Here is a 25,137-nt window from a genome sequence, read left to right as displayed (position 1 = left end):
GACTGCAATGACTGAGCACACCACCACGAGCGCCGAGCGCGACCAGCGCGACGAGCGTGACGACGTGGTCGACCGGATCCTGCGCGGGTCCGAGACGCGTGCCGGCCTCTCCGTCTTCACCCCGGCCCAGGCGATCCAGACCGAGGGTCTGGCTCCGTCGCGCCGCGGCGATGCCGACGACGACCACGACGGCGACCAGTTCGACCTCGAAGAGCGCCAGGCGCTCCGCCGTGTCGCCGGCCTCTCGACCGAGCTCGAGGACGTCACCGAGGTCGAGTACCGCCAGCTGCGCCTCGAGAACGTCGTGCTGATCGGCGTCTACTCGCAGGGTTCGCTGCAGGACGCCGAGAACTCCCTGCGCGAGCTGGCGGCCCTGGCCGAGACCGCGGGCGCCGTGGTGCTCGACGGCCTGCTGCAGCGTCGGCCGCACCCCGACCCGTCGACCTACCTCGGCTCCGGCAAGGCGCAAGAGCTCAAGAGCATCGTCGCCGGCCTCGGAGCCGACACCGTGATCGCCGACACCGAGCTCGCCCCCAGCCAGCGGCGCGCGCTCGAAGACGTCGTGAAGGTGAAGGTGATCGACCGCACGGCCGTGATCCTCGACATCTTCAGCCAGCACGCCAAGAGCCGCGAGGGCAAGGCGCAGGTCGAGCTCGCGCAGCTCGAGTACCTGCTTCCCCGCCTCCGCGGCTGGGGCGAGTCGATGTCCCGGCAGGCCGGTGGCCAGGTCGGTGGCGCAGGAGCCGGCATGGGCTCGCGCGGTCCCGGTGAGACGAAGATCGAACTCGACCGTCGTCGCATCCACACGCGCATGGCCCGCCTGCGAAAGCAGATCAAGGAGATGAAGCCGGCCCGCGACGCCAAGCGCGCGAACCGCGAGCGGAACGCCGTGCCGAGCGTCGCGATCGCCGGGTACACGAACGCGGGCAAGTCGAGCCTCCTCAACCGCCTGACGCGGGCCGGGGTCCTGGTCGAGAACGCCCTGTTCGCGACCCTCGACGCGACGGTCCGCAAGAGCGTCACCGACGACGGCCGCCCGTTCACGTACGCCGACACCGTCGGCTTCGTGCGGAACCTGCCGCACCAGCTGGTGGAGGCGTTCCGGTCGACGCTCGAGGAGGTCGAAGACAGCGACATCATCGTCCACGTCGTCGACGGGTCGCACCCCGATCCGGCGGCGCAGCTGGCGACGGTGCGCGACGTGATCAACGAGGTCGACGGCCGCGACATCCCCGAGGTCGTCGTGTTCAACAAGAGCGACCTCATCGACGAGAGCCAGCGGATCGTGCTCGCCGGGCTCGTGCCCGACGCGATCTTCGTGTCGGCGCGGACCGGCGCGGGCATCGACGATCTGCGGGCGAGGATCGCCGAGCTCCTGCCCCGGCCCGAGCTGGAGCTCGAGCTGCTCGTGCCCTACGACCGCGGCGACGTGGTCTCTCGCATCCACGAGATCGGCCGGGTCGTCGACGTCGAGTACCTGCCCGAGGGCACGCGCGTGACGGCGCGTGTCTACCCGCACGACGCCAGTGGGCTCCGCGAGTTCGCCGGCTGACGACGAGTCAGCGCCCCGCGACGGAGGCGGGCAGCCCGACGAGGCCGCCCGCCCCGCCCCGGTGCCTCCGGTGCACCCCGAGGGCTCGACTCTCGAACGGACGCTGCTGCGCACCGATGTCGGGCCGAACGGTTTCCGGTATCACGACGTGGCCCCGGGCGAGCCCTATGTCGTCCACACGTACCTCGGCGGCGAGGCCGGCCCCGACCGCGCCGGCACTCGGCGCGTTCTCGCGTCGTTCGTCCACCTGACCGACGTCCACATCCAGGACACCCAGTCGCCCGCCCGCGTCGAGTACCTCGACCGGGCTCTCGACGTCCTGCCGCACACGCCGTTCCGTGCCGCCTACCGGACGCAGGAGATGCTCTCCACGCAGGTCGCCGAGGCGGCCGTCCTCTCCATCGACGCGCTGCGCGTCGGTCCGGCGACGGGTGAGCCTCTCGCCTTCGCCGTGAGCACCGGCGACGCCACCGACAACTGCCAGCGCAACGAGCTCCGCTGGGCGATCACGCTCTTCGACGGCGGCACGGTGACACCTGACAGCGGCAGGATCGGGAGGTTCGAAGGGGTGGCCGACTCCTCGGCCGACCACTACGACCCCCACTACTGGCACCCCGACGGCACCCCCGTCGATGCGATCGGGGGCAACGACGTGTACCGCGCGAAGAAGGGCTTCCCGGTGATCCCGGGGCTGCTCGACGCTGCCATCCGGCCGTTCGAGGCCACGGGCCTTCGCATGCCGTGGTTCACGGCGCACGGCAACCACGACACGCTCGTCGCCGGCAACTTCCCCGAGTGGCCGTACTGGCGGCGCCAGGCGGTCGGGGCGTCGAAGCTCCTCGGCGGGCCGGGTGTCGGCGCCCGCCTGACCGCGATCGTGCGGCGGGTGCGGCGTCAGCCCGTGCGGGCGTGGGAGGCGCGAAGGCGGGTGTCGCCCGACCCGGAGCGCCGGCTCCTGAGCCGCCGCCAGATCGTCGCCGAGCATTTCGACACGACCGGGCTTCCGGTCGGGCACGGCTTCACGGCCGAGAACCGGCGAGCGGGCACCGCCTACTACGTGACGGACGTACCGTCGGCCGAGGGCGTCCGCCCGGTGCGCATGATCGTGCTCGACACCGTCAACCCCACCGGTGAGGCCGACGGATCGCTCGACCGGAAGCAGTTCGCCTGGCTGAAGGCGACGCTCGACGCGGATCCCTCGCGGCTCACCATGATCGTCAGCCATCACACCGCGGCGACGCTGAAGAACAGGCTGCAGAGCCCCGGCCGACTGCTGCGCAACGGCTTCCGCGGCCGAGTTCTCGGTCACGAGGTCGTGTCGGCGCTGCTCGAGCGACCCCAGGTCGTGCTCTGGGTGACCGGGCACACGCACGAGAACGTCGTCACGCCGCACTGGCGCACGGCGCCCGACGGCTCGCGCGACGGCGGATTCTGGGAGGTCACGACGGCGTCGCAGATCGACTGGCCGCAGCAGGTCCGAGCGATCGAGATCGTCGACAACCGTGACGGCACCCTGTCGATCTTCGGCACCGTCGTCGACAGCGCTGCCGCGACCCGGTGGGACGGCGCCCTCGACTCGCCCCTCGCGCTCGCGTCGCTCTCTCGTGAGCTGGCGGCCAACGACCCGCAGGAGTCGCCGCGAACGGCTGACCCGACGGTGCTCGTCGACGTCGACGGGCTGCGGGGGTCGCTGGGGGACCGGAACGTCGAGCTGATCGTGCCGTTCCCGGCCGGCGTCGAGCTGTAGCCCGTCGGCGGCGGCCTCCGTTGCCGCCCGGGCCCCACCTCGCTCTCCAGCCCAGATCGCGCGGTTCGGGCCCTCCGTCGCTGGCCTGCGCGGGGAGCGCACTGTATCGCCTCGCCTGCGCGGGCAGCCCTCTGCCCCGCCCTGCAGGGGAGCGCTCTCGCGTTTTGACTCCTCAACTCCGTAGTTGAGGAGGCAAAAATGCCGAGCAACACCCCAGGTCCTTCCGCGACGCTCAGCCTCGCGTCGCGCAGTGCGGTACCGGCCCGCGATCCGCCGATACCGCGGAAGCGGCGTCAGACCGAGCGCAGCACCGCCACGACCTTGCCCAGGATCTGCGCGTGATCGCCGAGGATCGGCTCGAAGTTCGAGTTGCGCGGCAGCAGCCAGGTGTGACCGTCGCGCTGCCGGAAGACCTTGACCGTGGCCTCCTCGTCGAGCATGGCCGCGACGATCTCGCCGTTCTCGGCCGTGCCCTGCTGCCGCACGACGACCCAGTCGCCGTCGCAGATGGCGGCGTCGATCATCGACTCGCCCACGACCTTGAGCATGAACAGCTCGCCCTTGCCGACGAGCGTGCGGGGGAGCGGCATGACGTCTTCGACCTGCTGCTCCGCCGTGATGGGGATTCCGGCGGCGATGCGACCGACGAGGGGCACGTGCGCCGTCACGTTGTCGTCGTCGTCATAGCGGACGATCGAGGGCGCAGGATCCGGCGTGGCCGGGTCGGCGAGGAGCACCTCGAGGGCGCGGGGCCGGTTGGGGTCTCGGCGGATCGCGCCCGCGAGCTCGAGCTGGTTCAGCTGATGCGTCACGCTCGAGAGCGAGGCGAGCCCCACGGCGTCGCCGATCTCGCGCATGCTCGGCGGGTAGCCGCGAGAGGCGATCGACTCGCGGATCGCGGCGAGGATCAGCTCCTGCTTCGCGGTCAGCGGCTTGACCTCGCGGGGCGTCGAACTGGGGCTCATCTCGCTCCTCCATGGAATGTCGGTGGCTGCTGATCTACTGATGCCACCGATCGAAACTGTATCCGGTTGATATCCCGACAACAAACACATGTTCGAGTGTGTCGCGTGTTTTTGGAAGGATTTTCGGCCACCGGGGGTTGAAATCGGCGTAATTCGAAGATATGTTCGGAACACGTCTTCGCGACGGGCCTCTCCCGGCCGAGGGTCTCGTCGCGAAGCGGCCACCTTCTCGAAAGGACTCCCTCATGAGCGCCACGATCACCGCACCCGACTTCTTCACGTCGACCGCGCCTCGCTCCGCTGAGCTCCGCCGTGCCTCTCTCGCGGCGGACGTCCGCGCGACGCGCGAGCGCAACGGCTTCGGCACGAAGCCGGTCCGCACCCGCCTCCACCTCACCCGCCGTGGTCGCGTCGTCCTCACCCTCCTCGCGGCCGTCGCCATCGTCGTGGGCCTCGGCGCCGCCATGCTCAACGGCGGCGGTGCCGACGCGACCTCCTCGACCGGGCACGTGCACTTCCAGCACGTCACCATCCAGCCCGACGAGACGCTCTGGCAGGTGGCCGAGCAGGTCGCGCCGAACTCCGACCCGCGCGACGTCATCAACGACATCGTCAAGCTGAACGACCTCCAGACCACGTCCGTCATGGCCGGTCAGTCGATCGCGATCCCGACGCAGTACTCCTCGCACTGAGCTCTTCACACGGAGGCTCGCGCTCCTCGCGCTTCCCACAGGGCCCGGTCACCTCGCGGTGGCCGGGCCCTTCTGCGTCCGGGGCGTCCTGCCGTGCCGTGCCGCATTTGGCGACCACTTCGCCGGCGGCGGCCCGTGTCGGCGGTCACGGGTGTGACTGTGGCCCCAATCCGGTCGCCATTTGCCGCTGGCGCCAGGTGCGTGCCGAATTTCGCGACACGTTCACCGGCGGTGGCCCATGTCTGCGGTAACGGGTGTGGCGTCGGGCCGGATTCGGTCGCGAATTGCGGCTACCCCGCGCGCGGCGGCGGGGCGGGGCTGCGTCGGGCGCGGCGGGACGGGCGACGGGAGGAGGGGCCGGGCGGAGGTCCGAGCGGGCGTAACCCGGCTCCTGCGCCCCCGTAAAATGGACGGGTGGCGATTTCTCTCGACGACCTGCCCCTGCGCGACGACCTCCGCGGTCGCTCGCCGTACGGCGCGCCCGAGGCCAAGGTGCCCGTGGCGCTCAACGTCAACGAGAACACGCATCCGATCCCCGAAGACGTCGCGCACGACATCGTCGAGTCCGTGGCCCGAGCGGTCCTGCAGGTCAATCGCTACCCCGACCGCGAGTTCACCGAGCTGCGCGAGTCGCTCGCGGGCTACCTCGACCACGGGCTGACGGCCGCGAATCTCTGGGCGGCGAACGGGTCGAACGAGGTGATCCAGCAGATCCTGCAGGCCTTCGGCGGCCCGGGGCGCACGATCCTCGGGTTCCAGCCGACCTACTCGATGCACACGATCATCGCCAGTGGCACCGGCACGACCTGGCTCGACGGCACCCGCGACGAGGGCTTCCGCATCTCGCCCGAGACGGTCCGCCGCGAGATCGAGCGCACCGACCCCGACATCGTGATCCTCTGCGGGCCGAACAACCCGACCGGCACACCGCTGCCGATCGAGACGATCGAGGCGGCCTACGACGCCGCGCGCGGCATCGTTCTCGTCGACGAGGCCTACGCCGAGTTCATGCCGAGCCACGTGCCGACGGCGCTGACGCTGCTCGAGGGCCGCCCGCGGCTCCTGGTGTCGCGCACGATGAGCAAGGCGTTCGCCTTCGCCGGCGCGCGCGTGGGTTACCTCGCCGCCGACCCGGGCGTCGTCGATGCTCTCCGCCTCGTGCGCTTGCCGTACCACCTCTCGTCGCTGACGCAGGCGGCCGCTGTGGCCGCTCTCCGACACGCACCCGAGATGCTGGCGATGGTCGACGACATCAAGGCGCAGCGCGACCGCATCGTGACGACGCTCACCGAGCTCGGGTACGAGCCCTACGAGACGTGGTCGAACTTCGTGCTCTTCGGCGGTGTCGACGACCCGCACGGCGTCTTCGAGAAGCTGCTCGAGCGGGGCATCATCGTGCGCGACCTGTCGATCCCGGGCCACCTGCGAGTGAGCGCCGGCACCGAGGCCGAGACCACCGCGTTCCTCGACGCCATGCGTGACATTAGGCTCGGAGCATGAGCGACCAGAGCACCGTCCTGCCCGCGACGAGCACCGGGCCCGGCGCCGCCGCCCACCGCACCGCCTCCGTCTCGCGCACCACGAGCGAGTCGTCGATCGAGCTGAGCATCAACCTCGACGGCACGGGCGCGTCGTCGATCGAGTCGTCGGTGCCGTTCTACGACCACCTCCTCACGGCGCTGTCGAAGCACTCGCTCATCGACCTCACCGTCAAGGCGTCCGGCGACACCCACATCGACGTCCACCACACCGTCGAAGACATCGGCATCGCGTTCGGCACCGCGCTGAGGCAGGCCCTCGGCGACAAGGCCGGCATCCGCCGCTACGGCGACGCTCTCGTGCCGCTCGACGAGGCGCTGGTCCAGGCCGTCGTCGACGTGTCGGGGCGTCCGTACCTCGTTCACTCCGGCGAGCCCGAGGGCTTCGAGTTCCACCTGATCGGCGGCCACTTCACCGGGTCGATGGTGCGCCACGTCTTCGAGGCGATCACGTTCCACGCAGGACTCACCGTGCACGTGACGGTGCAGGGCGGCCGCGACCCGCACCACATCGCCGAGGCCGAGTTCAAGGCGTTCGCCCGTGCGCTCCGGGCCGCCGTCGAGCCCGACCCGCGCGTGACCGGCATCCCGTCGACCAAGGGCGCCCTGTGACCTCTGGCGCCCGCCCGAACGTCGTCGTGCTCGACTACGGGTCCGGCAACGTCCACTCGGCGCTCAAGGCCCTCGAGAGCGCAGGAGCCGAGGTGGAGCTCACCGCCGACCCGCAGAAGGTCGCCGCGGCAGACGGCCTCCTCGTCCCCGGCGTCGGTGCCTTCAGCGCGGTCATGGCTCAGCTCGAGGCCGTGCGCGGCGCCGAGAAGATCGAACGCCGTCTCGCGGGCGGCCGACCGGTGCTCGGCATCTGCGTCGGCATGCAGGTGATGTTCGACCGCGGGGTCGAGCGAGGCTCGGACGTCGAGGGGCTGGGGGAGTGGCCCGGCACCGTCGACGAGCTGAAGGCCGACGTCCTTCCGCACATGGGCTGGAACACGGTCGACGCGCCTGACGACAGCCAGCTGTTCGCCGGGGTCGCCGACGAGCGCTTCTACTTCGTCCACTCGTACGCCGCCCAGACCTGGTCGATCGAGCCCGATGGCCGCCGTGCGGCGCCGAAGGTGACGTGGGCCGACCACGGTGGCCCCTTCATCGCGGCCGTCGAGAACGGTCCGCTCTGGGCGACGCAGTTCCACCCCGAGAAGTCCGGGCAGCCGGGCATCCGCCTGCTGTCGAACTGGCTGCAGACCCTGTGACCACCGGAGCCGACACTGACCCGCCGGAACCGACACTGACCCGCCGGAACCGACACTGACCCGCCGGAACCGACACTGACCCATCGAAACCGACACTGACCCGTCGGCGCCGACCCGCAGCCGACCCGCACCCCGAGACGCCGAGAGCACCATGCCTGACATCGCACCGCCCCTGATCCTGCTGCCCGCCGTCGATGTCGCGGGCGGCAAGGCCGTCCGCCTCACGCAGGGGGAGGCCGGCACCGAGTCCGACTACGGCGACCCGGTCGAGGCGGCGCTCGACTGGCAGTCGCAGGGCGCCGAGTGGCTGCACCTGGTCGACCTCGACGCCGCCTTCGGTCGGGGCAGCAACCGCGCGATCATCCGCAGCGTCATCGAGCAGGTCACCGGCCTGCACATCGAGCTCTCCGGCGGGATCCGCGACGACGCGTCCCTGGCCGAAGCGCTTGACGCGGGTGTCCGCCGGATCAACCTCGGCACCGCAGCTCTCGAGAACCCCGAGTGGGCGGCGTCGGCCATCGCGCAGCACGGCGACCGGGTCGCCGTCGGCCTCGATGTCCGCGGCACGACGCTCGCCGCCCGAGGTTGGACGAAAGAGGGTGGCGACCTCTGGGAGGTCCTCGCCCGCCTCGAGGACGCCGGCTGCTCGCGCTACGTCGTCACCGACGTCACGAAGGACGGCACTCTGCAGGGCCCGAACGTCGACCTCCTCACGCGGGTGGCGGCGAAGACCGACAAGCCGGTCGTGGCCTCCGGCGGCATCTCGAGCCTCGACGACCTGGTCGCCCTCCGCGCGCTGGTGCCGCAGGGCATCGAGGGCGCGATCGTCGGCAAGGCCCTGTACTCGGGCGCGTTCACGCTCGCCCAGGCGCTCGAGGTCGCCGGGCGCTGATGTCCGACGAGCACGGCGCAGACCTGCACGACGCAGACCCGCACGGCCACCCCGCCGTCGACTCCGCCGGCCGACCCTGGGCCGGCCGCACCTTCCAGGCGCACGACACCGCCTACGCCGGCGACGACGGCTCGGCCGACCCCGCGCTCCTCACCGCTCTGCGCGCGTTCTCCGCAGGCGAGGTCGGCGAGGCCGCCGTCGTCGACGCGCTGCGCGGGGCACGCCTCCTCATCCCTCTGCTGGCTCATGCGGGCGACGAGGGCGTGAACGAGCACGGCGTCACCGTCGACAAGACGCAGGAGCTCGCGATCGTCACCGTCCAGGGCCCCGACGGCCGCGCCGTGCTCCCCGCCTTCACGTCGGTCGACACCCTCCGCGCCTGGGACCCTCAGGCGCGCCCCGTCCCCGCCGAGTCCCGCCGGGTGGCGGTCGCCGCGGCCGGGGAGGGCACCCAGCTCATGGTGCTGGACCCCGCCTCCGCCACCGAGTTCGGCCTCCGCCGCCCCGCCCTCTGGGCGCTCGCGCAAGACCTGCCCTGGGTGCCCGCCTACGCCGACGACGAGGTCGGCGAGGCGTTCCTCGAGGGCGCAGGAGCCGAGGCGGCCGTCGCCTCCGTCACCGTGGCCGCGTCGTCCGCGAGCGCGCGTCTCGACGGCCCCGAGGTCGTCGTCCGCCTGGCCCTGCGGCCGGGACTCGATCGCGAGGCGCTGTCTGCGCTCCTGGGGCGGGTGCAGGCGAACTGGGCGGCCAGCGACGTGATCCGCGATCGTGTCGACTCTCTCGCGGTGAAGGTCGTCGCGGCCGAGTGACGTCGGCGGTCGGGCGTCGGCTCGATCCTGCGCCCTGATCGCCCCGAGGCGGGGAAACGAGGGCCTAGTTGACCGGCCCGGTGAACTTCTCGCCCGGGCCCTGGCCGACGGCGTCGGGAATGGGCGAGGCCTCGCGGAACGCGAGCTGAACCGTGCGGAGCCCGTCGCGGAGCGCACGGGCGTGGATGTCGCCGACCTCGGGGGCCGCGGCTGTGACGAGGCCGGCGAGGGCCGTGATGAGCTTGCGCGCCTCATCGAGGTCGAGCTGAGTCTCGGGGGAGTCGGCGAGGCCGACCTTGACGGCGCTCGCACTCAGCAGGTGAACGGCGACCGTGTTGATGATCTCGACCGCGGGGACCTCGGCGATGTCGCGCTCGGCGCCGATCGCGTCGAAGTCGTCGGCTGCGTCGAAGTCGTCGCCGACCGTCTCGTGGTCGCCGGTGGGGGTGGTCTCGCTCATCGTCGCGCTTTCTGCTATCGTCTTCTACGGCTATGGGCACGTGTGCCCATTCGAAGAGGAGCTTCGCTCCCACCCGCAACCTCAGGTTACCGGGTCGTTCCACCCCGCCGACCTCGTCGTCTTCACGTCGAGAGGCCGGTAGCCGCAAGGGTGTGTGCGAGCGCTTGCGCCCGTGCGAGAAACTCCTCTCCAGCCCGCTCGACCAACCGCCGAGCGTTGACACACATCAGAGGAGTTCCGCATCAGCGATCCGCGTACCAACGACCGCATCCGAGTCCCCGAGGTCCGACTCGTCGGCCCTGCCGGCGAGCAGGTGGGCGTCGTCCCCATCGCCATGGCCCTGCGTCTCGCGCAGGAGGCAGACCTGGATCTGGTCGAGGTGGCACCGAACTCGAAGCCGCCCGTGGCGAAGATCATGGACTACGGCAAGTTCAAGTACGAGGCCGCGCAGAAGGCCAAGGAGGCCCGGCGCAACCAGGCGAACACGATCCTCAAGGAGGTCCGTTTCCGTCTGAAGATCGACAAGCACGACTACGAGACCAAGCTCAAGCGCGCCGAGGGCTTCCTCCAGTCCGGCGACAAGGTCAAGGCGATGATCCTGTTCCGCGGCCGCGAGCAGTCGCGCCCCGAGCAGGGCGTGCGCCTGCTCCAGCGCTTCGCCGAGGACGTCGCCGAGTGGGGCACGGTCGAGAACAACCCCACGATCGACGGCCGCAACATGGTCATGGTCATCGGCCCGCTGAAGAACAAGGCCGAGGCGAAGGCCGAGCAGGAGGCACGACGCGCCGCGAACCGCGCCTCCAGGCACCCCCAGCCCGCAGAAACCCCCACCCCGGAGGCCCCGGCCGCCGAGGCGACATCCACCGAGGCCGCCGCCGAGTAATCGGCCACGCCTCGCGCGACCAGGCTCCGCCCGCCGGCGGGGTCCGAGAAGAAAGTAACGACTATGCCCAAGATGAAGACCCACTCCGGTTCCAAGAAGCGGTTCAAGGTCACCGGTTCCGGCAAGCTCATGAAGCAGCAGGCCGGCATGCGCCACAACCTCGAGGTCAAGGCCGCCAAGCGCAAGGCCCGCCTGAACCAGGACCAGGTGCTGGCTCCGGCCGACGCCAAGGTCATCAAGAAGCTTCTCGGTCGCTGAGCCGACCGCCACGAATCGTAAGGAACTAGAAAAATGGCAAGAGTCAAGAGGGCGGTCAACGCCGCCAAGAAGCGTCGCGTCGTTCTCGAGCGCGCCGAGGGTTACCGCGGCCAGCGTTCGCGCCTGTACCGCAAGGCCAAGGAGCAGGTCACTCACTCGCTCGTCTACTCGTACCGCGACCGCCGCGCGAAGAAGGGCGAATTCCGTCGCCTCTGGATCCAGCGCATCAACGCCGCGTCGCGTGCGAACGGCCTCACCTACAACCGCCTGATCCAGGGCCTCGCCCTGGCCGGCGTCGAGGTCGACCGCCGTCTGCTCGCCGACCTCGCGGTCAACGAGCCCGCCACGTTCGCCGGCCTCGTCGCCACAGCCAAGGCGGCCCTCCCGGCCGACACCTCGGCCCCCAAGGTCGACGCCGCGTAACGACGCACCCCCGATCACCCGCTGTGTTGCGCGGGTGCGGCCCCCTCTTCTCGTAGTGTGGTGCCGTGCCCCGCAACCAGATGATCGACAACCCGCGCTCGCCCCGCGTGCGCGCGGTGGCCAAGCTGGCCAAGAGAGACGCCCGGTCGCAGACCGGGCTCTTTCTGTTGGAGGGCCCGCAGGCGGTCGCCGAGGCGCTGGCCTTCCGCCCCGAGCTGCTCGTCGAGCTCTTCGCCACGCCGACCGCCCTCGAGCGCTACACCGAGCTCGCGCAGGCCTCCGTCGACGCCGGAGTCGACATCGAGTTCGTCTCGGAGGACGTCCTGCAGGCCATGGCCGACACGGTCACCCCGCAGGGTCTCGTCGCCGTCTGCCGCCAGTTCCCCACGAGCGTGAAAGACATCTTCGCCGCCGACCCCGCGCCGCGACTCCTCGCGATCCTCGAGGAGGTTCGCGACCCGGGCAACGCCGGCACGATCATCCGCGCCGCCGACTCCGCCGGCGCCGACGCCGTCATCATGACCGGCCGCAGCGTCGACCTCTACAACCCCAAGGTCGTCCGAGCCACGACGGGCTCGCTGTTCCACGTCCCCGTGGCGGTCGGCGTCGACCTGCCCTCCGTCCTCCGGCGCTGCTCCGAGGCGGGCGTGCAGGTGCTCGCCGCCGACGTCAAAGGCGGCGACCTGCTCGAGGCGAGGCGCGAGGGAATCCTGAGCGCGCCGACCGCCTGGCTCTTCGGCAACGAGGCGCGCGGTCTCACCGACGAGAACCTCGCCCTCGCCGATCGCGCCGTCGTCGTGCCGATCTACGGGCACGCCGAGAGCATGAACCTCGCGACGGCCGCCTCGGTCTGCCTGTACGAGTCCGCCTTCGCGCAGCGCGCCTAGCCAGGGCGCTCTCCAGGGCGCAGGAGCCGAGGCACCCGCCTCTCCACAGGCGTCCCGGCCGGCACCCCTCGGCCCGGTAGGCTTGTCTACCGTGTCAGACACGCCAGCCATCACCGAAGACGCGGTCGAGGCCGCCGTCGCCGAGGCTCTCTCGGCCGTCGCCGCCGCGTCGACCGTCGCCGAGCTCAAGGCGGCGCGCAGCGCCCACACCGGCGAGGCCTCGACCCTCGCCCGCATGAACGCGGGGCTCCGCGATCTGCCGAACGACCAGAAGGCGTCCGCCGGCAAGCTCATGGGCGCCAGCCGAGGCCGCGTCAACCAGGCCGTCGCCGCCCGCGAGGGGGAGCTCGCCGCCGCCGAAGAGGCCGCCCGGCTCGACGACGAGCGCCTCGACGTCACTGCCCTGCCGACCCGCCGTCGCCTCGGCGCCCGGCACCCGCTCAGCCTCCTGCAGGAGAAGATGGCCGACATCTTCATCGGCATGGGGTGGGAGGTCTCCGAGGGCCCCGAGCTCGAGCACGAGTGGTTCAACTTCGACGCCCTCAACTTCGACGCCGACCACCCGGCCCGCGCGATGCAGGACACCTTCTTCGTCGAGCCGGTCGACCGTCACCTCCTGCTCCGCACGCACACGTCGCCGATCCAGATCCGCACGCTGCTGGCGAAGGGCCTGCCGGTCTACAACGTGGCCACGGGCCGCGTGTACCGCACCGACGAGCTCGACGCGACGCACACCCCGGTGTTCACGCAGATCGAGGCGATCGCGATCGACCGAGGCCTGACGATGGCGCACCTGCGCGGCACGCTCGAGCACCTCGCGCGCCAGATGTTCGGCGCCGAGGCGCAGATCCGCCTGCGCCCGAACTTCTTCCCCTTCACCGAGCCGAGCGCCGAGATGGACGTCTGGCAGCCGAACGCCAAGGGCGGCGCGCGGTGGGTCGAGTGGGGCGGCTGCGGCATGGTCAACCCCAACGTGCTTCGGTCGGCCGGCATCGACCCCGACGAGTACCAGGGCTTCGCCTTCGGCATGGGCGTCGAGCGCACCCTCCAGTTCCGCAACGACCTCAACGACATGCGCGACATGGTCGAGGGCGACGTGCGGTTCAGCGAGCAGTTCGGAATGGTGGTCTGATGCGGGTTCCTCTCAGTTGGCTCGGCGAGTGGGTCGACCTCCCCGACGACGTCACGCTCGAGCACGTCCATGCGGCGCTCGTGAGCGTCGGCTTCGAGGAGGAGGACGTCCACACGTCCGGCGTCACCGGTCCGATCGTCGTCGGTCAGGTGCTCGCGTTCACGCCGGAGCCGCAGAAGAACGGCAAGACGATCAACTGGTGTCAGGTCGCCGTCGGCCCCACCGCCGTCGACGACTCGGTCCCGACCCTCGACGACGACGTCCGCGGCATCGTGTGCGGCGCGCACAACTTCGCCGTCGGCGACAAGGTCGTCGTGACGCTGCCCGGCGCTGTGCTGCCCGGGCCGTTCCCGATCGCTGCCCGGAAGACCTACGGTCACGTCTCCGACGGCATGATGGCCTCCACGCGCGAACTCGGGCTCGGCGACGAGCACGAGGGCATCCTCCTGCTGAAGTCACTCGGCCTCGACGACGCCCCCGTGGGCTCCGACGCCGTCGCGCTCCTCGGCCTCGACGACGCGGCGGTCGAGATCAACGTCACGCCCGACCGCGGCTACGCGTTCAGCATCCGCGGCGTGGCCCGCGAGTACTCGCACGCGACGGGCGCGGCCTTCCGCGACCCGGCAGCGTCCGTCACGCCCGTCGCTCGCGACGGCTTCCCGGTGACGATCGCGGACGACGCCCCGATCCGCGGGCGCGACGGCGTGTCGACCTTCACGACGGCTGTCGTCCGTGGCATCGACGCGACCCGACCGACTCCTGCGCACATGCAGTCGCGCCTGCGCCTCGCGGGGATGCGCTCGGTCTCGCTCCCCGTCGACATCACCAACTACGTCATGCTCGAGACCGGCCAGCCGACGCACGCGTACGACCTCGCGACCGTCGCCGGCGGCATCACCGTGCGTCGCGCCCGCGCGGGTGAGCGCATCACGACGCTCGACCACCAGAGCCGCGCCCTCGACCCCGAAGACCTCCTGATCACCGACGACGACGGACCGATCGGCATCGCCGGAGTCATGGGCGACGCGCGCACCGAGGTCAGTGACGCGACGACCGACGTCGTGATCGAGGCCGCGACGTTCGATCCGATCTCGATCGCCCGCTCCGCACGCCGCCACAAGCTTCCGAGCGAGGCGTCGCGCCGATTCGAGCGCGGCGTCGACCCGGGCGTCGGGCCCGCCGCGGCCGAGCGGGTGGTGCAGCTGCTCGTCGAGCTCGCCGGTGGCACGGCGGACGACCTGGGGTCGTCGTACGACGCCGCCTCGGCTCCTGCTCCCGTGTTCCTCCCCGACGACCGCGCCGCGCGGCTCATCGGCGTCGAGTACACCCGTGAGGAGGTCGAAGAGGCTCTCCTCGCGATCGGCACGACCCTCGAGGTCGTCGACGGCGGCTGGAACGTGACGCCGCCCTCGTGGCGGAGCGACCTCCGCGACGCCGCCGACCTCGTCGAAGAGGTCGCGCGGATCACGGGGTACGACCGCATCCCGTCCGTGCTTCCGGTCGCGCCTCCCGGTCGCGGGCTGACGCGCGAGCAGGTGCTGCGACGCTCCGTCTCGAACGGCCTCGCCTCGGCGGGCCTCGTCGAGGTGTTCGCCTACCCGTTCGTGTCGCCGACGCGCAACGCCGCGTTCGCGCCTCTCGGCGCCACACCGGTGACGCTCGCGAACCCGCTCGCCGTCGAGGCGGCGCAGATGCGCATGTCGCTGATCCCCGGCCTCCTCGACACCGCGCGGCGGAACCTCTCGCGCGGCCTGACCGACCTCGCGCTGTTCGAGACCGGCTCGGTCTTCCTCGGCGGCGACGAGCCGCTCGGCACTGAGACAATCCCGCTCGGCGCTCAGCTGCCGATCGCCGACGTGCTGGCGTCGCTCGACGCGAGCCTGCCCGCGCAGCCGCGCAAGCTCGCGATCCTGGCCCTCGGCCTCACCGTCGACCGTCAGCCGGGCGAACCGGCTCGCGCCGTCGGCCTCGCCGACGTCCTCGACGCCCTGCGCGTCGCGGCGCTCGAGGTCGCGGCCGAGATCACCGTCCGTCAGAGCGCGCATCCGTCGCTCCACCCTGGCCGCACGGCCGACGTGCTCGTGGGCGACGAGGTGATCGGCTACGCCGGTGAGCTGCTGCCCGCCCTCGCCGCCGAGCTCGACCTGCCTCGGGTGGTCGCGGTCGCCGAGATCGACCTCGACCGGCTCCTGGCCCTCGGCCGTCACGAGCCCGAGCCGACGCCGATCTCGTCGTACCCGGTCGCCACGCAAGACCTGTCGCTCGTCGTCGGTGCCGACGCTCCGGCCGGCGAAGTGCTCGAGACGGTGGTGGAGGGTGCGGGCGAGCTTCTCGAGTATGCTCGTCTCGTGGACGACTACCGTGGCGCAGGTCTCGAAGACGGGGCGAAGTCTCTGACCTTCGCTCTGCGCTTCCGCGCCACCGACCGCACCCTGACGGCCGCCGAGGCGTCCGAGGCCAAGCAGGGCGCCGTGCGCCTTGCGGGCGAGCGATTCGGGGCGACGCTCCGCGACTGATCGAGAGATCGACCGCGCAGCGCCGCCGCCCCGTTCCCGTCCAGCCGAACATTAGGGTAGAAGCATGCCTTTCACCGTCGCCGTCGCAGGCGCCAGCGGGTATGCCGGTGGTGAGCTCCTGAGGCTCCTGTCGGCGCATCCGGAATTCGAGGTGACGACCGTCACCGCGTTCACCAACGCCGGGCAGCCGCTGATCGCGGCGCAGCCCCACCTGCGCTCCCTCGCGCACCTGACTCTCGCCGAGACGACCCCCGAGAACCTCGCGGGCCACGACGTCGTCTTCCTCGCCCTGCCGCACGGCAAGTCGGGCGAGATCACCGCTCAGCTCCCGCCCGAGACGCTCGTCGTCGACTGCGGCGCCGATCACCGTCTGACCGACGAGGCCGACTGGGCCGCGTTCTACGGCGGCGAGTTCTACGGCGCCTGGACCTACGGCATGCCCGAGCTGATCCACGCCGACAAGACGAAGCACCGCGTCGAGATCGAGGGCACGAAGCGGATCGCCGTGCCCGGCTGCAACGTCACGGCGATGACGCTCGGGCTCGCCCCCGCCGTCGCCTCGGGACTGGTGGAGGTCGACGACATCGTCGCGGTCCTCTCCGTCGGGCCGTCCGGGGCCGGCAAGTCGCTCAAGCCGCACCTCCTGGCCTCCGAGCTGATGGGCTCGGCGTCGGCCTACGGCGTCGGCGGCTCCCACCGGCACGTGCCCGAGACGGCTCAGAACCTCCGCGTCGCGGGCGGGACCGGCGTCCGGCTCTCGTTCACGCCCGTCCTCGTCCCGATGGCCCGCGGCATCCTCGCCACGACCACCGCTCGGCTCGCGCCCGGCGTCACCGAGGCCGACCTCCGCAGCGCCTACGACCTGGCGTACGGCGACGAGACGTTCGTGCACGTGCTGCCCGCGGGGGAGTACCCGCGTGTCGCCGACACGATCGGCGCCAACACCTGCCTCATCGGCCTCGCCGTCGACGGGGCCGCCGGCCGTCTCGTCGCCATCAGCGCGCTCGACAACCTCGTCAAGGGCACCGCGGGTGCCGCCGTGCAGTCGGCCAACATCGCCCTCGGCCTGGCCGAGGGCCTCGGCCTCACCGTGAACGGAGTCGCTCCGTGAGCGTCACAGCTGCAGCAGGATTCGAGGCGGCGGGCGTCGCCGCCGGCCTCAAGTCGACCGGCGCGAAAGACGTCGCCCTCGTCGTCAACCGCGGTCGCTCGCACGCGGCGGCCGCCGTGTTCACCAGCAACCGCGCCAAGGCGAACCCCGTCCTCTGGTCGCAGCAGGTCGTCGCCGACGGCGTCGTCCAGGCGGTCGTGCTGAACTCGGGCGGCGCCAACTGCTTCACCGGCGCGTTCGGGTTCCAGACGACGCACCAGACCGCCGAGCTCGTGGCCGAGAAGGTCGGCATCGGCGCAGGCGACGTCGTCGTGTGCTCCACGGGCCTCATCGGCGTGGGCGACCAGAGCTTCCGCGACAAGGTGCTGTCCGGGGCGGCCGAGTCTGCCACCGTCCTGAGCTCCGACGGCGGCCTCGACGCGGCGTCGGCCATCATGACCACCGACACGCATCCCAAGCAGGCCGTCGTCGAGGGTTCCGGCTGGAAGGTCGGCGGCATGGCCAAGGGCGCGGGGATGCTCGCGCCGGGGCTCGCGACGATGCTGGTCGTCCTCACGACCGACGCCGACGCGACTCCTGCGCAGCTCGACGCCGCCCTGCGAGCTGCTACCCACGTGACCTTCGACCGACTCGACTCCGACGGCTGCATGTCGACGAACGACACGGTGCTGCTCATGGCCAGCGGCGAGTCGGGCGTCTCTCCGTCGGCCGACGAGCTCGAGGCCGCGGTCACCGCTCTCTGCGCGGACCTCGCCCGGCAGCTCCAGGAAGATGCAGAGGGCGCCTCGCACGACATCACGATCGAGGTCGTCAACGCCATGAGCGAAGACGAGGCCGTCGAGGTCGGGCGCTCGCTGGCTCGCAGCAACCTCCTCATGGCGGCCGTCTTCGGCAACGACCCCAACTGGGGCCGCGTGCTCGCGGCGATCGGAACGACGAGCGCCGAGTTCGACCCGTACGACGTCGACGTCTCGTTCAACGGCGTGAGGCTGTGCGCGAAGGGGGCGCCCGACCGTCCCGTCGACGAGGTCGACATGACCCCGAGGGCGCTTCACATCCTGCTCGACCTGCACGCCGGCCCGGCGACGGCCACGGTGCTCACGAACGATCTCACGCACGACTACGTGCACGAGAACAGCGCGTACTCGAGCTAGGGACGACATGGACACCGAGCAGGCCATAGCGGCGGTCAAGGCCGCCACCCTCATCGAGTCGCTTCCGTGGCTGCTGAACTACCGCGACCGCGTCGTCGTCGTGAAGTTCGGCGGCAACGCCATGGTGAACGACGACCTCAAGCGCGCCTTCGCCGAAGACATGGTCTACCTCCGCACGGTGGGGCTGCACCCGGTCGTCGTGCACGGCGGCGGGCCGCAGATCTCCGCCGCGCTCAAGGCCGCGGGCATCGAGAGCGAGTTCCGCGGCGGCTACCGCGTGACGACGACCGAGGCGATCTCGGTCGTGCGCGACGTGCTCGCCGGCGAGGTGAACGCCGAGATCGTCGACATGATGAACGAGCACGGCGACCTCGCCCGCGGCGTCTTCAGCGACGGCACCGACGGCCAGCGGCTCTTCGAAGGGCACGTCCGCGGCGTCGAGATCGACGGCGAGTGGTTCGACCTGGGCCATGTGGGCGACATCACGCAGGTGCATCCCGAGCGCGTCCTGGCCGAGATCGAGGCAGGTCGCATCCCGGTGGTCTCGTCCATCGCCGTCGACGACACCGACCCCGACTCCGCTCTCAACGTGAACGCCGACGCGGCCGCCGCGTCGCTCGCGATCGCGCTGCAGGCGTCGAAGCTCATCATGCTGACCGACGTGCCCGGCCTCTACGCCGACTGGCCCAACCGCGACTCGCTCGTCGCGCTCATCTCGGTGGACGAGCTCACCGAGATGCTGCCGAGCCTCGAGAGCGGCATGATCCCCAAGATGACCGCCTGCCTCGACGCCGTCGTCGCGGGCGTCGGCGGGGCGACCATCATCGACGGCCGCATCCCGCACTCGATCCTCCTCGAGATCTTCACCCAGCGCGGTGCGGGCACCGAGGTCATCCCCAACAGCCGGCGCACCCCCGCGTCGCATCAACCCGAGCAGAAGAAAGGACAGTCATGACGACCACACCGACCACCGAAGGCACGTGGCAGCGCCGTTTCGGCGACTCCATCATGAAGTCCCTCTCGACGCCCAAGGTGATGCTCGAGCGCGGCGACGGCTGCTACGTCTGGGATGTCGACGGCAAGAAGTACCTCGACTTCCTCGCCGGCATCGCCGTCAACGCCCTCGGCCACGCCCACCCCGTGCTCGTCGAGGCGCTGTCGACGCAGGCGGCCACGCTGATCCACGTGTCGAACTACTTCGCCACGCCGTCGCAGGTCGAGCTGGCCGAGCGACTCAAGCGGATCACCGGCGCCGGTTCACGGGGCCGTGTCTACTACGGCAACTCAGGAGCCGAGGCGAACGAGGCCGCCTTCAAGCTCCTCCGCCTCAACCGCGGCGCGCACGGCGAGAAGACGCGCATCCTCGCCCTGCAGAGCGCGTTCCACGGCCGCACCATGGGTTCGCTCGCCCTGACCGGCAAGCCCGCGCTGCGCGAGGCGTTCGAGCCGATGGTCGCCGGCGTCGAGCACATCGAGACCTCCGTCGAGGCCCTCGAGCACGCCTTCGACGACCACGTCGCCGGCATCATCATCGAGCCGATCAAGGGTGAGGCGGGCGTGCTCGACCTGCCCGAGGGCTTCCTCGAGAAGGCGCGCGAGCTGGCCACGAAGCACGGCGCTCTGCTGGTGCTCGACGAGATCCAGACCGGCGTGGGCCGTCTCGGATCCTGGTTCGCCTTCCAGCAGCTGGGCGTGCAGCCCGACGCGATCACGCTGGCGAAGGGCATCGCCGGGGGAGTACCGCTCGGCGCCCTGGTGACCTTCGGCGACGCGTCCGACCTGTTCGAGGCGGGCCAGCACGGCTCGACCTTCGGCGGCAACCCGTTCGCCACGACGGCGGCCAACGCGGTCCTCGGCGAGATCGAGGCGTCGGGCCTCATCGAGAACGCAGCCCGGCGCGGCGACGAGATCCGGGCCGCCCTCGCCGGCATGGGCTCGTCGCACATCGTCGAGGTCCGCGGCCGCGGCCTCCTCATCGGCGTCGGCCTCGACGAGCCCATCGCGGCAGAGATCTCCGCGAAGGCGCTCGACGCCGGCCTCATCATCAACGCGCCCAACGACTCGAGCCTCAGGATCGCGCCCCCGCTCATCGTGGGCGACGCCGAGATCGCGGAGTTCACGTCGACCCTCACCTCCGTTCTGAAAGGTCTCGAATGACCCGGCACTTCCTCCGCGACGACGACCTCAGCCCCGCCGAGCAGACCGCGATCCTCGACCGCGCCGAGGCGCTCAAGGCCGACCGCTGGAGCGAGCGCCCCCTCGCCGGGCCCCAGACGGTGGCGGTGATCTTCGACAAGTCGTCCACCCGCACCCGCGTCTCGTTCGCGGTCGGCATCGCCGACCTCGGCGGCCAGCCGCTGATCCTCGAGACCGCGTCGAGCCAGCTCGGCGGCAAGGAGACCCCGGGCGACACCGCGCGCGTCCTCGAACGGCAGGTCGCGGCGATCGTCTGGCGCACCTACGCCCAGGCGGGCCTGGAGGAGATGGCGCACGGCGCCATGGTGCCCGTCATCAACGCTCTGAGCGACGACTTCCACCCGTGCCAGCTCCTCGCCGACCTCCTCACGATCCGCGAGAAGAAGGGCACGCTTGCCGGGCTGACCGTCGCCTTCGTCGGCGATGGCCGCTGCAACATGGCGCAGTCGTATCTCCTCGCCGGCGCCACGGCGGGCATGCACGTCCGCATCGGCGCTCCGGCGGAGTTCGCTCCCGATGCCGAGGTCGTCCGCGACGCACAGGCCCGCGCCGCCGAGACCGGCGGCTCGATCACCGTCGTCACCGACGCAGCCGAGGCGGTGCGCGGTGCGGACGTCGTCGTCACCGACACCTGGGTGTCCATGGGCAAGGAGAGCGAGAAGGCGTACCGCGTCGAGACGTTCGGGTCGTACAAGGTCGACCAGGCCCTCATGGACCAGTCGAAGTCCGACGCGATCTTCCTCCACTGCCTCCCCGCCGACCGCGGGTACGAGGTTGAGGCCGACGTCATCGACGGCCCGCGCAGCGTGATCTGGGACGAAGCGGAGAACCGCCTCCACGCCCAGAAGGCGCTGCTCGCCTGGATCCTCGAACAGGAGGGGTGACGGTGAGCGACTCGAACCGGGCGACCGAGGCTGGCGCGCGCAGTGCTGATTCGGGGCGGGCTGGCGCCCTGTGGGGCGGCCGGTTCGCCTCCGGCCCCAGCCCCGAGCTGCAGGCCCTGTCGAAGTCGACTCAGTTCGACTGGCAGCTGGCCCCCTACGACATCGCAGGATCCCGCGCACACGCCGCCGCCCTGAACGCCGCCGGCTACCTCACCGCGGCCGAGCTGAAGGGCATGCTCGACGCGCTCGACGCCCTGGAGCGCGGCGTCGCCGACGGCACCCTCACCGCTGCCGACTCCGACGAGGACGTCCACTCCGCTCTCGAGCGGCACCTCATGGCGATCGCCGGCCCCGAGCTCGGCGGCAAGCTCCGCGCGGGCCGCAGCCGGAACGACCAGATCGCCACCCTCGTGCGCCTGTACCTCCGCGACCACGCCGGCGTCATCGCGCGGCTCGTCGTCGACGTGATCGACGCGATCGTCGCGCAGGCGAACGCGCACCCGACGGAGATCATGCCGGGCCGCACCCACCTGCAGCACGCGCAGCCGGTCCTCCTCGCCCACCACCTCCTGGCCCACGCCTGGCCGCTCGTCCGCGATCTCGAGCGCCTGCGCGACTGGGGCGTGCGGGCAGCGGCGTCTCCCTACGGCGCCGGGGCTCTCGCCGGGTCGAGTCTCGGCCTGGATCCTGCGCTCGTGGCTCGCGAGCTCGGCTTCGATCGCACCACCGAGAACTCGATCGACGCGACCGCCTCACGCGACGTCGTCGCCGAGTTCGCGTTCGCGACGGCCATGATCGGCATCGACGTCTCGCGTCTGGCCGAAGAGATCATCGTCTGGAACACCCGCGAGTTCGGCTTCGTCACCCTGCACGACGGCTTCTCGACCGGCTCGTCGATCATGCCGCAGAAGAAGAACCCCGACATCGCCGAGCTCGCGCGCGGAAAGTCCGGGCGCCTCATCGGCAACCTGACCGGGCTCCTGGCGACGCTGAAGGGCCTGCCGCTGGCGTACAACCGTGACCTCCAGGAAGACAAAGAGCCGGTGTTCGACACGGTCACCCAGCTCGAGGTGCTCCTGCCCGCGTTCGCCGGCATGGTGGCCACGCTGCGGTTCGACGTCGATCGCATGGCCGAGCTCGCGCCGCAGGGCTTCTCGCTCGCGACCGACGTCGCCGAGTGGCTCGTCAAGCAGGGTGTGCCGTTCCGCGACGCGCACGAGATCTCCGGCTCGCTCGTCCGCTTCTGCGAAGAGAACGGGCTCGACCTCGACCAGCCGACCGACGAGCAGTACGCCGCCGTGTCGCCGCACCTGACGCCCGAGATCCGCTCCGTCCTCACGGTGCAGGGCTCGGTCGCGAGCCGGAACGGCGTCGGCGGCACAGCTCCCGACCGCGTGGCCGAGCAGCTCGCGCAGTTGACCGAGCGCGTGCGTCACCTCGTCGCGACGCTCGTCCCGGGCGAGGTGTGACCATGGCCGGGAGCAACAAGAGCCAGCGGGGCGACAGGGCCCCGAAGCCGCGGCCGTGGCTCCTGCCGACCATCATCGCGGTTGCCGCAGTGGTGGTCGTCGTGGCGATCGTGTACACGATCTCGATCGGCGAATTCTTCTGACGATGGCCGAGCGGCGGGCGACGTGAGCGACGCGATCGACGTCCTCACGCTGCCCGCGCTCGACGCCGCGCCGCGGCTGCTCGGAGCAGTGCTTCGCGTGGGTGACGTGGCCATCCGGCTCACCGAGGTCGAGGCCTACGCGGGCGAGGGGCAGGATCCCGGAAGCCATGCGCACCGAGGCCGCACGCCCCGCACGCTGCCCATGTGGGGCCCTCCCGGGACCCTCTACGTCTACCTCTCGTACGGCATCCACCGCTGCCTCAACCTCGTCTGCGAGCCAGAGGGTCGTGCCTCCGCAGTCCTGCTGCGGTCGGGCGAGGTCGTCGACGGCCTCGACGTCGCCCGGGCGCGCCGTGCGTCCGCGCGGAGCGACGCGGAGCTCGCGCGCGGCCCCGGCCGCCTCGGCTCAGCCCTCGCCGTCGAGCTGGCCGACAGCGGACGGCGCCTCGGCGACCCCGGCTTCTCCCTCTCCCTGCCCGACGCGCCGGTCGAGGGGAGCAGGATCCAGCGCGGTCCGCGGGTGGGCGTCTCGGGCCACGCGGGCACCGACGCCTACGACTGGCGATTCTTCCTCGACGATCCCACGGTCTCCGCCTACCGCCCGGCCGTCGTGCGGCGGCGCCCCCACTAAACTGGCGGGTGTGACGAGTCAGACGACGGCCGACATCCTGGCCACGCAGAGCAACGATCCCACCTTCGACAACGTGTGGGACGAAATCGTCTATCGCGGGCTCGTCCACGTCTCGACCGACACCGAAGCGCTTCGAGAGCTCCTCGGCGGCGAGCCGATCACGTACTACTGCGGCTTCGACCCGACCGCGCCGAGCCTTCACCTGGGCAACCTGGTGCAGCTCCTGCTGCTGCGTCGTCTGCAGCTCGCCGGCCACAGGCCGCTCGGCCTGGTGGGCGGCTCGACGGGGCTCATCGGCGACCCGCGGCCCACGGCAGAGCGGGTGCTCAAGACGCGCGAACAGACGGCCGAGTGGGTCGAGCGCATCCGCGTCCACGTCACGAAGTTCATCGCGTCCGACGGGGCGAACGCCCTGCGTGTCGTCAACAACCTCGACTGGACCGAGCCGATGAGCGCGATCGAGTTCCTGCGCGACATCGGCAAGAACTTCCGCGTGAACACCATGCTCAAGAAGGACGCGGTGAGCGCCCGGCTCAACTCCGACGCCGGGATCAGCTACACCGAGTTCAGCTACCAGATCCTCCAGGGCCTCGACTTCCGCGAGCTCTACCGCACCTACGACTGCGTGCTGCAGACCGGTGGCAGCGACCAGTGGGGCAACCTCACGAGCGGCACCGAGCTGATCCGGCGCACCGAGGGGGTCTCGGTCCACGCGATCGGCACGCCGCTGATCACGAACTCCGACGGCACGAAGTTCGGCAAGAGCGAGGGCAATGCGATCTGGCTCGATCCCGACATGACGTCGCCGTACGCGTTCTACCAGTTCTGGCTCAACCAGGACGACTCCGACGTCATCGACCGCCTGAAGGTCTTCACCTTCCTCAGCCGCGCCGAGATCGAGGGGCTCGAGGTCGAGGTGAAGGAGCGCCCGTTCGCCCGCGAGGCCCAGAAGCGGCTCGCGCTCGAGGTGACGTCGCTCGTCCACGGAACGGACGCGACTCAGGCGGCCATCGACGCGTCGTCGGCGCTCTTCGGCCGGGGCGACCTGACCGCGCTGCCGCTCGACGTAGTCGACGCGGCGATCGCCGAGCTCCCGAACGCCACGGTCGACGCGACGACGACCGTCTCGCAGGCGATGGTCGCCACCGGCCTCGTCGAATCGCTCGGCGCAGCCCGTCGCGCGGCGGCCGAGGGCGGCGTGTACGTCAACAACGAGCGCGTCTCCGACGAGTCGGTGGCGATCTCGACGCTGGCGCTCGCCGGCGGCCGCGCGATCCTGCGCCGGGGCAAGAAGACCCTGGCGGGCGTCACGATCGTCGGCTGAGCCGCGTCGTTCCGTGGTTTCCGGGGCGCAGGAGCACCGCGACACGCCCGGGATGCACACGATTTGCCGCCCGGGAAACCTCCCCGTAATGTATTCACCTGTCAGCCCAAAGGAACGGGAAACACCGGAGCGAAAGCCACGGTGACCGGCCTCAAGTGGTGACACCCGCTCTTCAGATCCTCGCTTGCGAGTCGATCGAAATCTGAGTAGGGTTTGTAAGT

The 25,137-nt window shown here is 70.9% G+C and carries 25 protein-coding genes; 23 read left to right on the top strand and 2 right to left on the bottom strand.

Translation table 11 applies throughout. The annotated features are described in order from the left end of the window. Positions 1 to 7: 7 nt before the first annotated feature. On the top strand, positions 8 to 1,552 hold the full coding sequence (gene hflX, locus C8E83_RS07920; RefSeq protein ID WP_121369221.1) for a GTPase HflX: 1,545 nt from the start codon (positions 8 to 10) through the stop codon (positions 1,550 to 1,552). After that, positions 1,506 to 3,299, top strand: a complete 1,794-nt coding sequence (locus C8E83_RS07915) for a TIGR03767 family metallophosphoesterase (protein ID WP_121369220.1) — start codon at positions 1,506 to 1,508, stop codon at positions 3,297 to 3,299. Before hflX ends, C8E83_RS07915 begins: the two co-directional genes overlap by 47 nt. Before the next feature lie 293 nt (positions 3,300 to 3,592). On the opposite strand, the gene lexA is transcribed toward C8E83_RS07915, so the two are convergent. Further along, complete coding sequence (gene lexA / locus C8E83_RS07910; protein ID WP_121369219.1) at positions 3,593 to 4,264, bottom strand: transcriptional repressor LexA; 672 nt, start codon at positions 4,262 to 4,264, stop codon at positions 3,593 to 3,595. Positions 4,265 to 4,509: 245 nt separating this feature from the next. Between lexA and C8E83_RS07905 the strand changes: the two genes are divergently transcribed. The 6 genes from C8E83_RS07905 to C8E83_RS07880 all read left to right on the top strand — a co-directional run bounded on the left by C8E83_RS07905 (position 4,510) and on the right by C8E83_RS07880 (position 9,445). Next, positions 4,510 to 4,956 carry a LysM peptidoglycan-binding domain-containing protein gene (locus tag C8E83_RS07905; protein WP_121369218.1) on the top strand — a complete coding sequence of 149 codons (447 nt, stop codon included), beginning with the start codon at positions 4,510 to 4,512 and terminating at the stop codon, positions 4,954 to 4,956. Positions 4,957 to 5,370: 414 nt separating this feature from the next. Beyond that, the gene (locus tag C8E83_RS07900) at positions 5,371 to 6,456 is read left to right on the top strand and encodes a histidinol-phosphate transaminase (protein ID WP_121369217.1); all 1,086 of its coding nucleotides are present in this window, start codon (positions 5,371 to 5,373) and stop codon (positions 6,454 to 6,456) included. Then, the gene (hisB, locus tag C8E83_RS07895) at positions 6,453 to 7,106 is read left to right on the top strand and encodes an imidazoleglycerol-phosphate dehydratase HisB (RefSeq protein ID WP_121369216.1); all 654 of its coding nucleotides are present in this window, start codon (positions 6,453 to 6,455) and stop codon (positions 7,104 to 7,106) included. The genes C8E83_RS07900 and hisB overlap by 4 nt, the downstream gene beginning before the upstream one ends. Next, the gene (hisH, locus tag C8E83_RS07890; protein WP_121369215.1) at positions 7,103 to 7,744 is read left to right on the top strand and encodes an imidazole glycerol phosphate synthase subunit HisH; all 642 of its coding nucleotides are present in this window, start codon (positions 7,103 to 7,105) and stop codon (positions 7,742 to 7,744) included. Before hisB ends, hisH begins: the two co-directional genes overlap by 4 nt. Before the next feature lie 151 nt (positions 7,745 to 7,895). Beyond that, positions 7,896 to 8,636 (top strand): bifunctional 1-(5-phosphoribosyl)-5-((5-phosphoribosylamino)methylideneamino)imidazole-4-carboxamide isomerase/phosphoribosylanthranilate isomerase PriA, encoded by a 741-nt coding sequence (priA, locus tag C8E83_RS07885; RefSeq protein ID WP_121369214.1) that lies wholly within the window; start codon positions 7,896 to 7,898, stop codon positions 8,634 to 8,636. Further along, positions 8,636 to 9,445 (top strand): SseB family protein, encoded by an 810-nt coding sequence (locus C8E83_RS07880; protein ID WP_121369213.1) that lies wholly within the window; start codon positions 8,636 to 8,638, stop codon positions 9,443 to 9,445. The genes priA and C8E83_RS07880 overlap by 1 nt, the downstream gene beginning before the upstream one ends. 64 nt (positions 9,446 to 9,509) lie before the next feature. On the opposite strand, the gene C8E83_RS07875 is transcribed toward C8E83_RS07880, so the two are convergent. Further along, entirely contained in the window at positions 9,510 to 9,905 is a 396-nt protein-coding gene (locus C8E83_RS07875) for a DUF1844 domain-containing protein (protein WP_245981498.1), read from the bottom strand. Between the two features lie 241 nt (positions 9,906 to 10,146). On the opposite strand from C8E83_RS07875, the gene infC reads away from it, so the two are divergent. The 15 genes from infC (at position 10,147) to tyrS (ending at position 24,916) form a co-directional block, all read left to right on the top strand. Then, positions 10,147 to 10,788 carry a translation initiation factor IF-3 gene (infC, locus tag C8E83_RS07870; RefSeq protein ID WP_121369212.1) on the top strand — a complete coding sequence of 214 codons (642 nt, stop codon included), beginning with the start codon at positions 10,147 to 10,149 and terminating at the stop codon, positions 10,786 to 10,788. Positions 10,789 to 10,851: 63 nt separating this feature from the next. After that, on the top strand, positions 10,852 to 11,046 hold the full coding sequence (rpmI, locus tag C8E83_RS07865; RefSeq protein WP_121369211.1) for a 50S ribosomal protein L35: 195 nt from the start codon (positions 10,852 to 10,854) through the stop codon (positions 11,044 to 11,046). Positions 11,047 to 11,079: 33 nt separating this feature from the next. Further along, on the top strand, positions 11,080 to 11,469 hold the full coding sequence (gene rplT, locus C8E83_RS07860; RefSeq protein WP_121369210.1) for a 50S ribosomal protein L20: 390 nt from the start codon (positions 11,080 to 11,082) through the stop codon (positions 11,467 to 11,469). 80 nt (positions 11,470 to 11,549) lie between these two features. Continuing rightward, positions 11,550 to 12,356 carry a TrmH family RNA methyltransferase gene (locus tag C8E83_RS07855; protein WP_121371801.1) on the top strand — a complete coding sequence of 269 codons (807 nt, stop codon included), beginning with the start codon at positions 11,550 to 11,552 and terminating at the stop codon, positions 12,354 to 12,356. Positions 12,357 to 12,447: 91 nt separating this feature from the next. Beyond that, complete coding sequence (gene pheS / locus C8E83_RS07850) at positions 12,448 to 13,488, top strand: phenylalanine--tRNA ligase subunit alpha (RefSeq protein ID WP_121369209.1); 1,041 nt, start codon at positions 12,448 to 12,450, stop codon at positions 13,486 to 13,488. After that, positions 13,488 to 16,004, top strand: a complete 2,517-nt coding sequence (pheT, locus tag C8E83_RS07845; protein ID WP_121369208.1) for a phenylalanine--tRNA ligase subunit beta — start codon at positions 13,488 to 13,490, stop codon at positions 16,002 to 16,004. The genes pheS and pheT overlap by 1 nt, the downstream gene beginning before the upstream one ends. A 64-nt stretch (positions 16,005 to 16,068) precedes the next feature. Next, the gene (gene argC, locus C8E83_RS07840; RefSeq protein ID WP_121369207.1) at positions 16,069 to 17,115 is read left to right on the top strand and encodes an N-acetyl-gamma-glutamyl-phosphate reductase; all 1,047 of its coding nucleotides are present in this window, start codon (positions 16,069 to 16,071) and stop codon (positions 17,113 to 17,115) included. After that, the gene (gene argJ / locus C8E83_RS07835; RefSeq protein ID WP_121369206.1) at positions 17,112 to 18,269 is read left to right on the top strand and encodes a bifunctional glutamate N-acetyltransferase/amino-acid acetyltransferase ArgJ; all 1,158 of its coding nucleotides are present in this window, start codon (positions 17,112 to 17,114) and stop codon (positions 18,267 to 18,269) included. The genes argC and argJ overlap by 4 nt, the downstream gene beginning before the upstream one ends. A gap of 7 nt (positions 18,270 to 18,276) precedes the next feature. Beyond that, positions 18,277 to 19,224: an acetylglutamate kinase gene (argB, locus tag C8E83_RS07830; RefSeq protein WP_121369205.1), complete on the top strand. Its 948-nt coding sequence runs from the start codon at positions 18,277 to 18,279 to the stop codon at positions 19,222 to 19,224. Beyond that, entirely contained in the window at positions 19,221 to 20,426 is a 1,206-nt protein-coding gene (locus tag C8E83_RS07825; protein ID WP_121369204.1) for an acetylornithine transaminase, read from the top strand. Before argB ends, C8E83_RS07825 begins: the two co-directional genes overlap by 4 nt. Beyond that, positions 20,423 to 21,349: an ornithine carbamoyltransferase gene (argF, locus tag C8E83_RS07820; protein ID WP_121369203.1), complete on the top strand. Its 927-nt coding sequence runs from the start codon at positions 20,423 to 20,425 to the stop codon at positions 21,347 to 21,349. The genes C8E83_RS07825 and argF overlap by 4 nt, the downstream gene beginning before the upstream one ends. Before the next feature lie 2 nt (positions 21,350 to 21,351). Further along, positions 21,352 to 22,818: an argininosuccinate lyase gene (gene argH / locus C8E83_RS07815; protein ID WP_121371800.1), complete on the top strand. Its 1,467-nt coding sequence runs from the start codon at positions 21,352 to 21,354 to the stop codon at positions 22,816 to 22,818. Positions 22,819 to 22,820: 2 nt separating this feature from the next. Beyond that, positions 22,821 to 22,961, top strand: a complete 141-nt coding sequence (locus C8E83_RS19430) for a hypothetical protein (RefSeq protein ID WP_170159873.1) — start codon at positions 22,821 to 22,823, stop codon at positions 22,959 to 22,961. 22 nt (positions 22,962 to 22,983) lie between these two features. Continuing rightward, complete coding sequence (locus tag C8E83_RS07810; RefSeq protein ID WP_121369202.1) at positions 22,984 to 23,592, top strand: DNA-3-methyladenine glycosylase; 609 nt, start codon at positions 22,984 to 22,986, stop codon at positions 23,590 to 23,592. A 10-nt stretch (positions 23,593 to 23,602) separates the two neighbouring features. Then, positions 23,603 to 24,916, top strand: coding sequence for a tyrosine--tRNA ligase (gene tyrS / locus C8E83_RS07805; protein ID WP_245981496.1), 1,314 nt, complete (start codon positions 23,603 to 23,605; stop codon positions 24,914 to 24,916). The last annotated feature ends 221 nt before the right edge of the window (positions 24,917 to 25,137 follow it).

Source organism: Frondihabitans australicus (genome assembly GCF_003634555.1).
GTDB lineage: Bacteria > Actinomycetota > Actinomycetes > Actinomycetales > Microbacteriaceae > Frondihabitans > Frondihabitans australicus.
The sequence above is the reverse complement of the archived record's forward strand: the minus strand, read 5'-3'. Positions and strand labels throughout refer to the sequence as shown.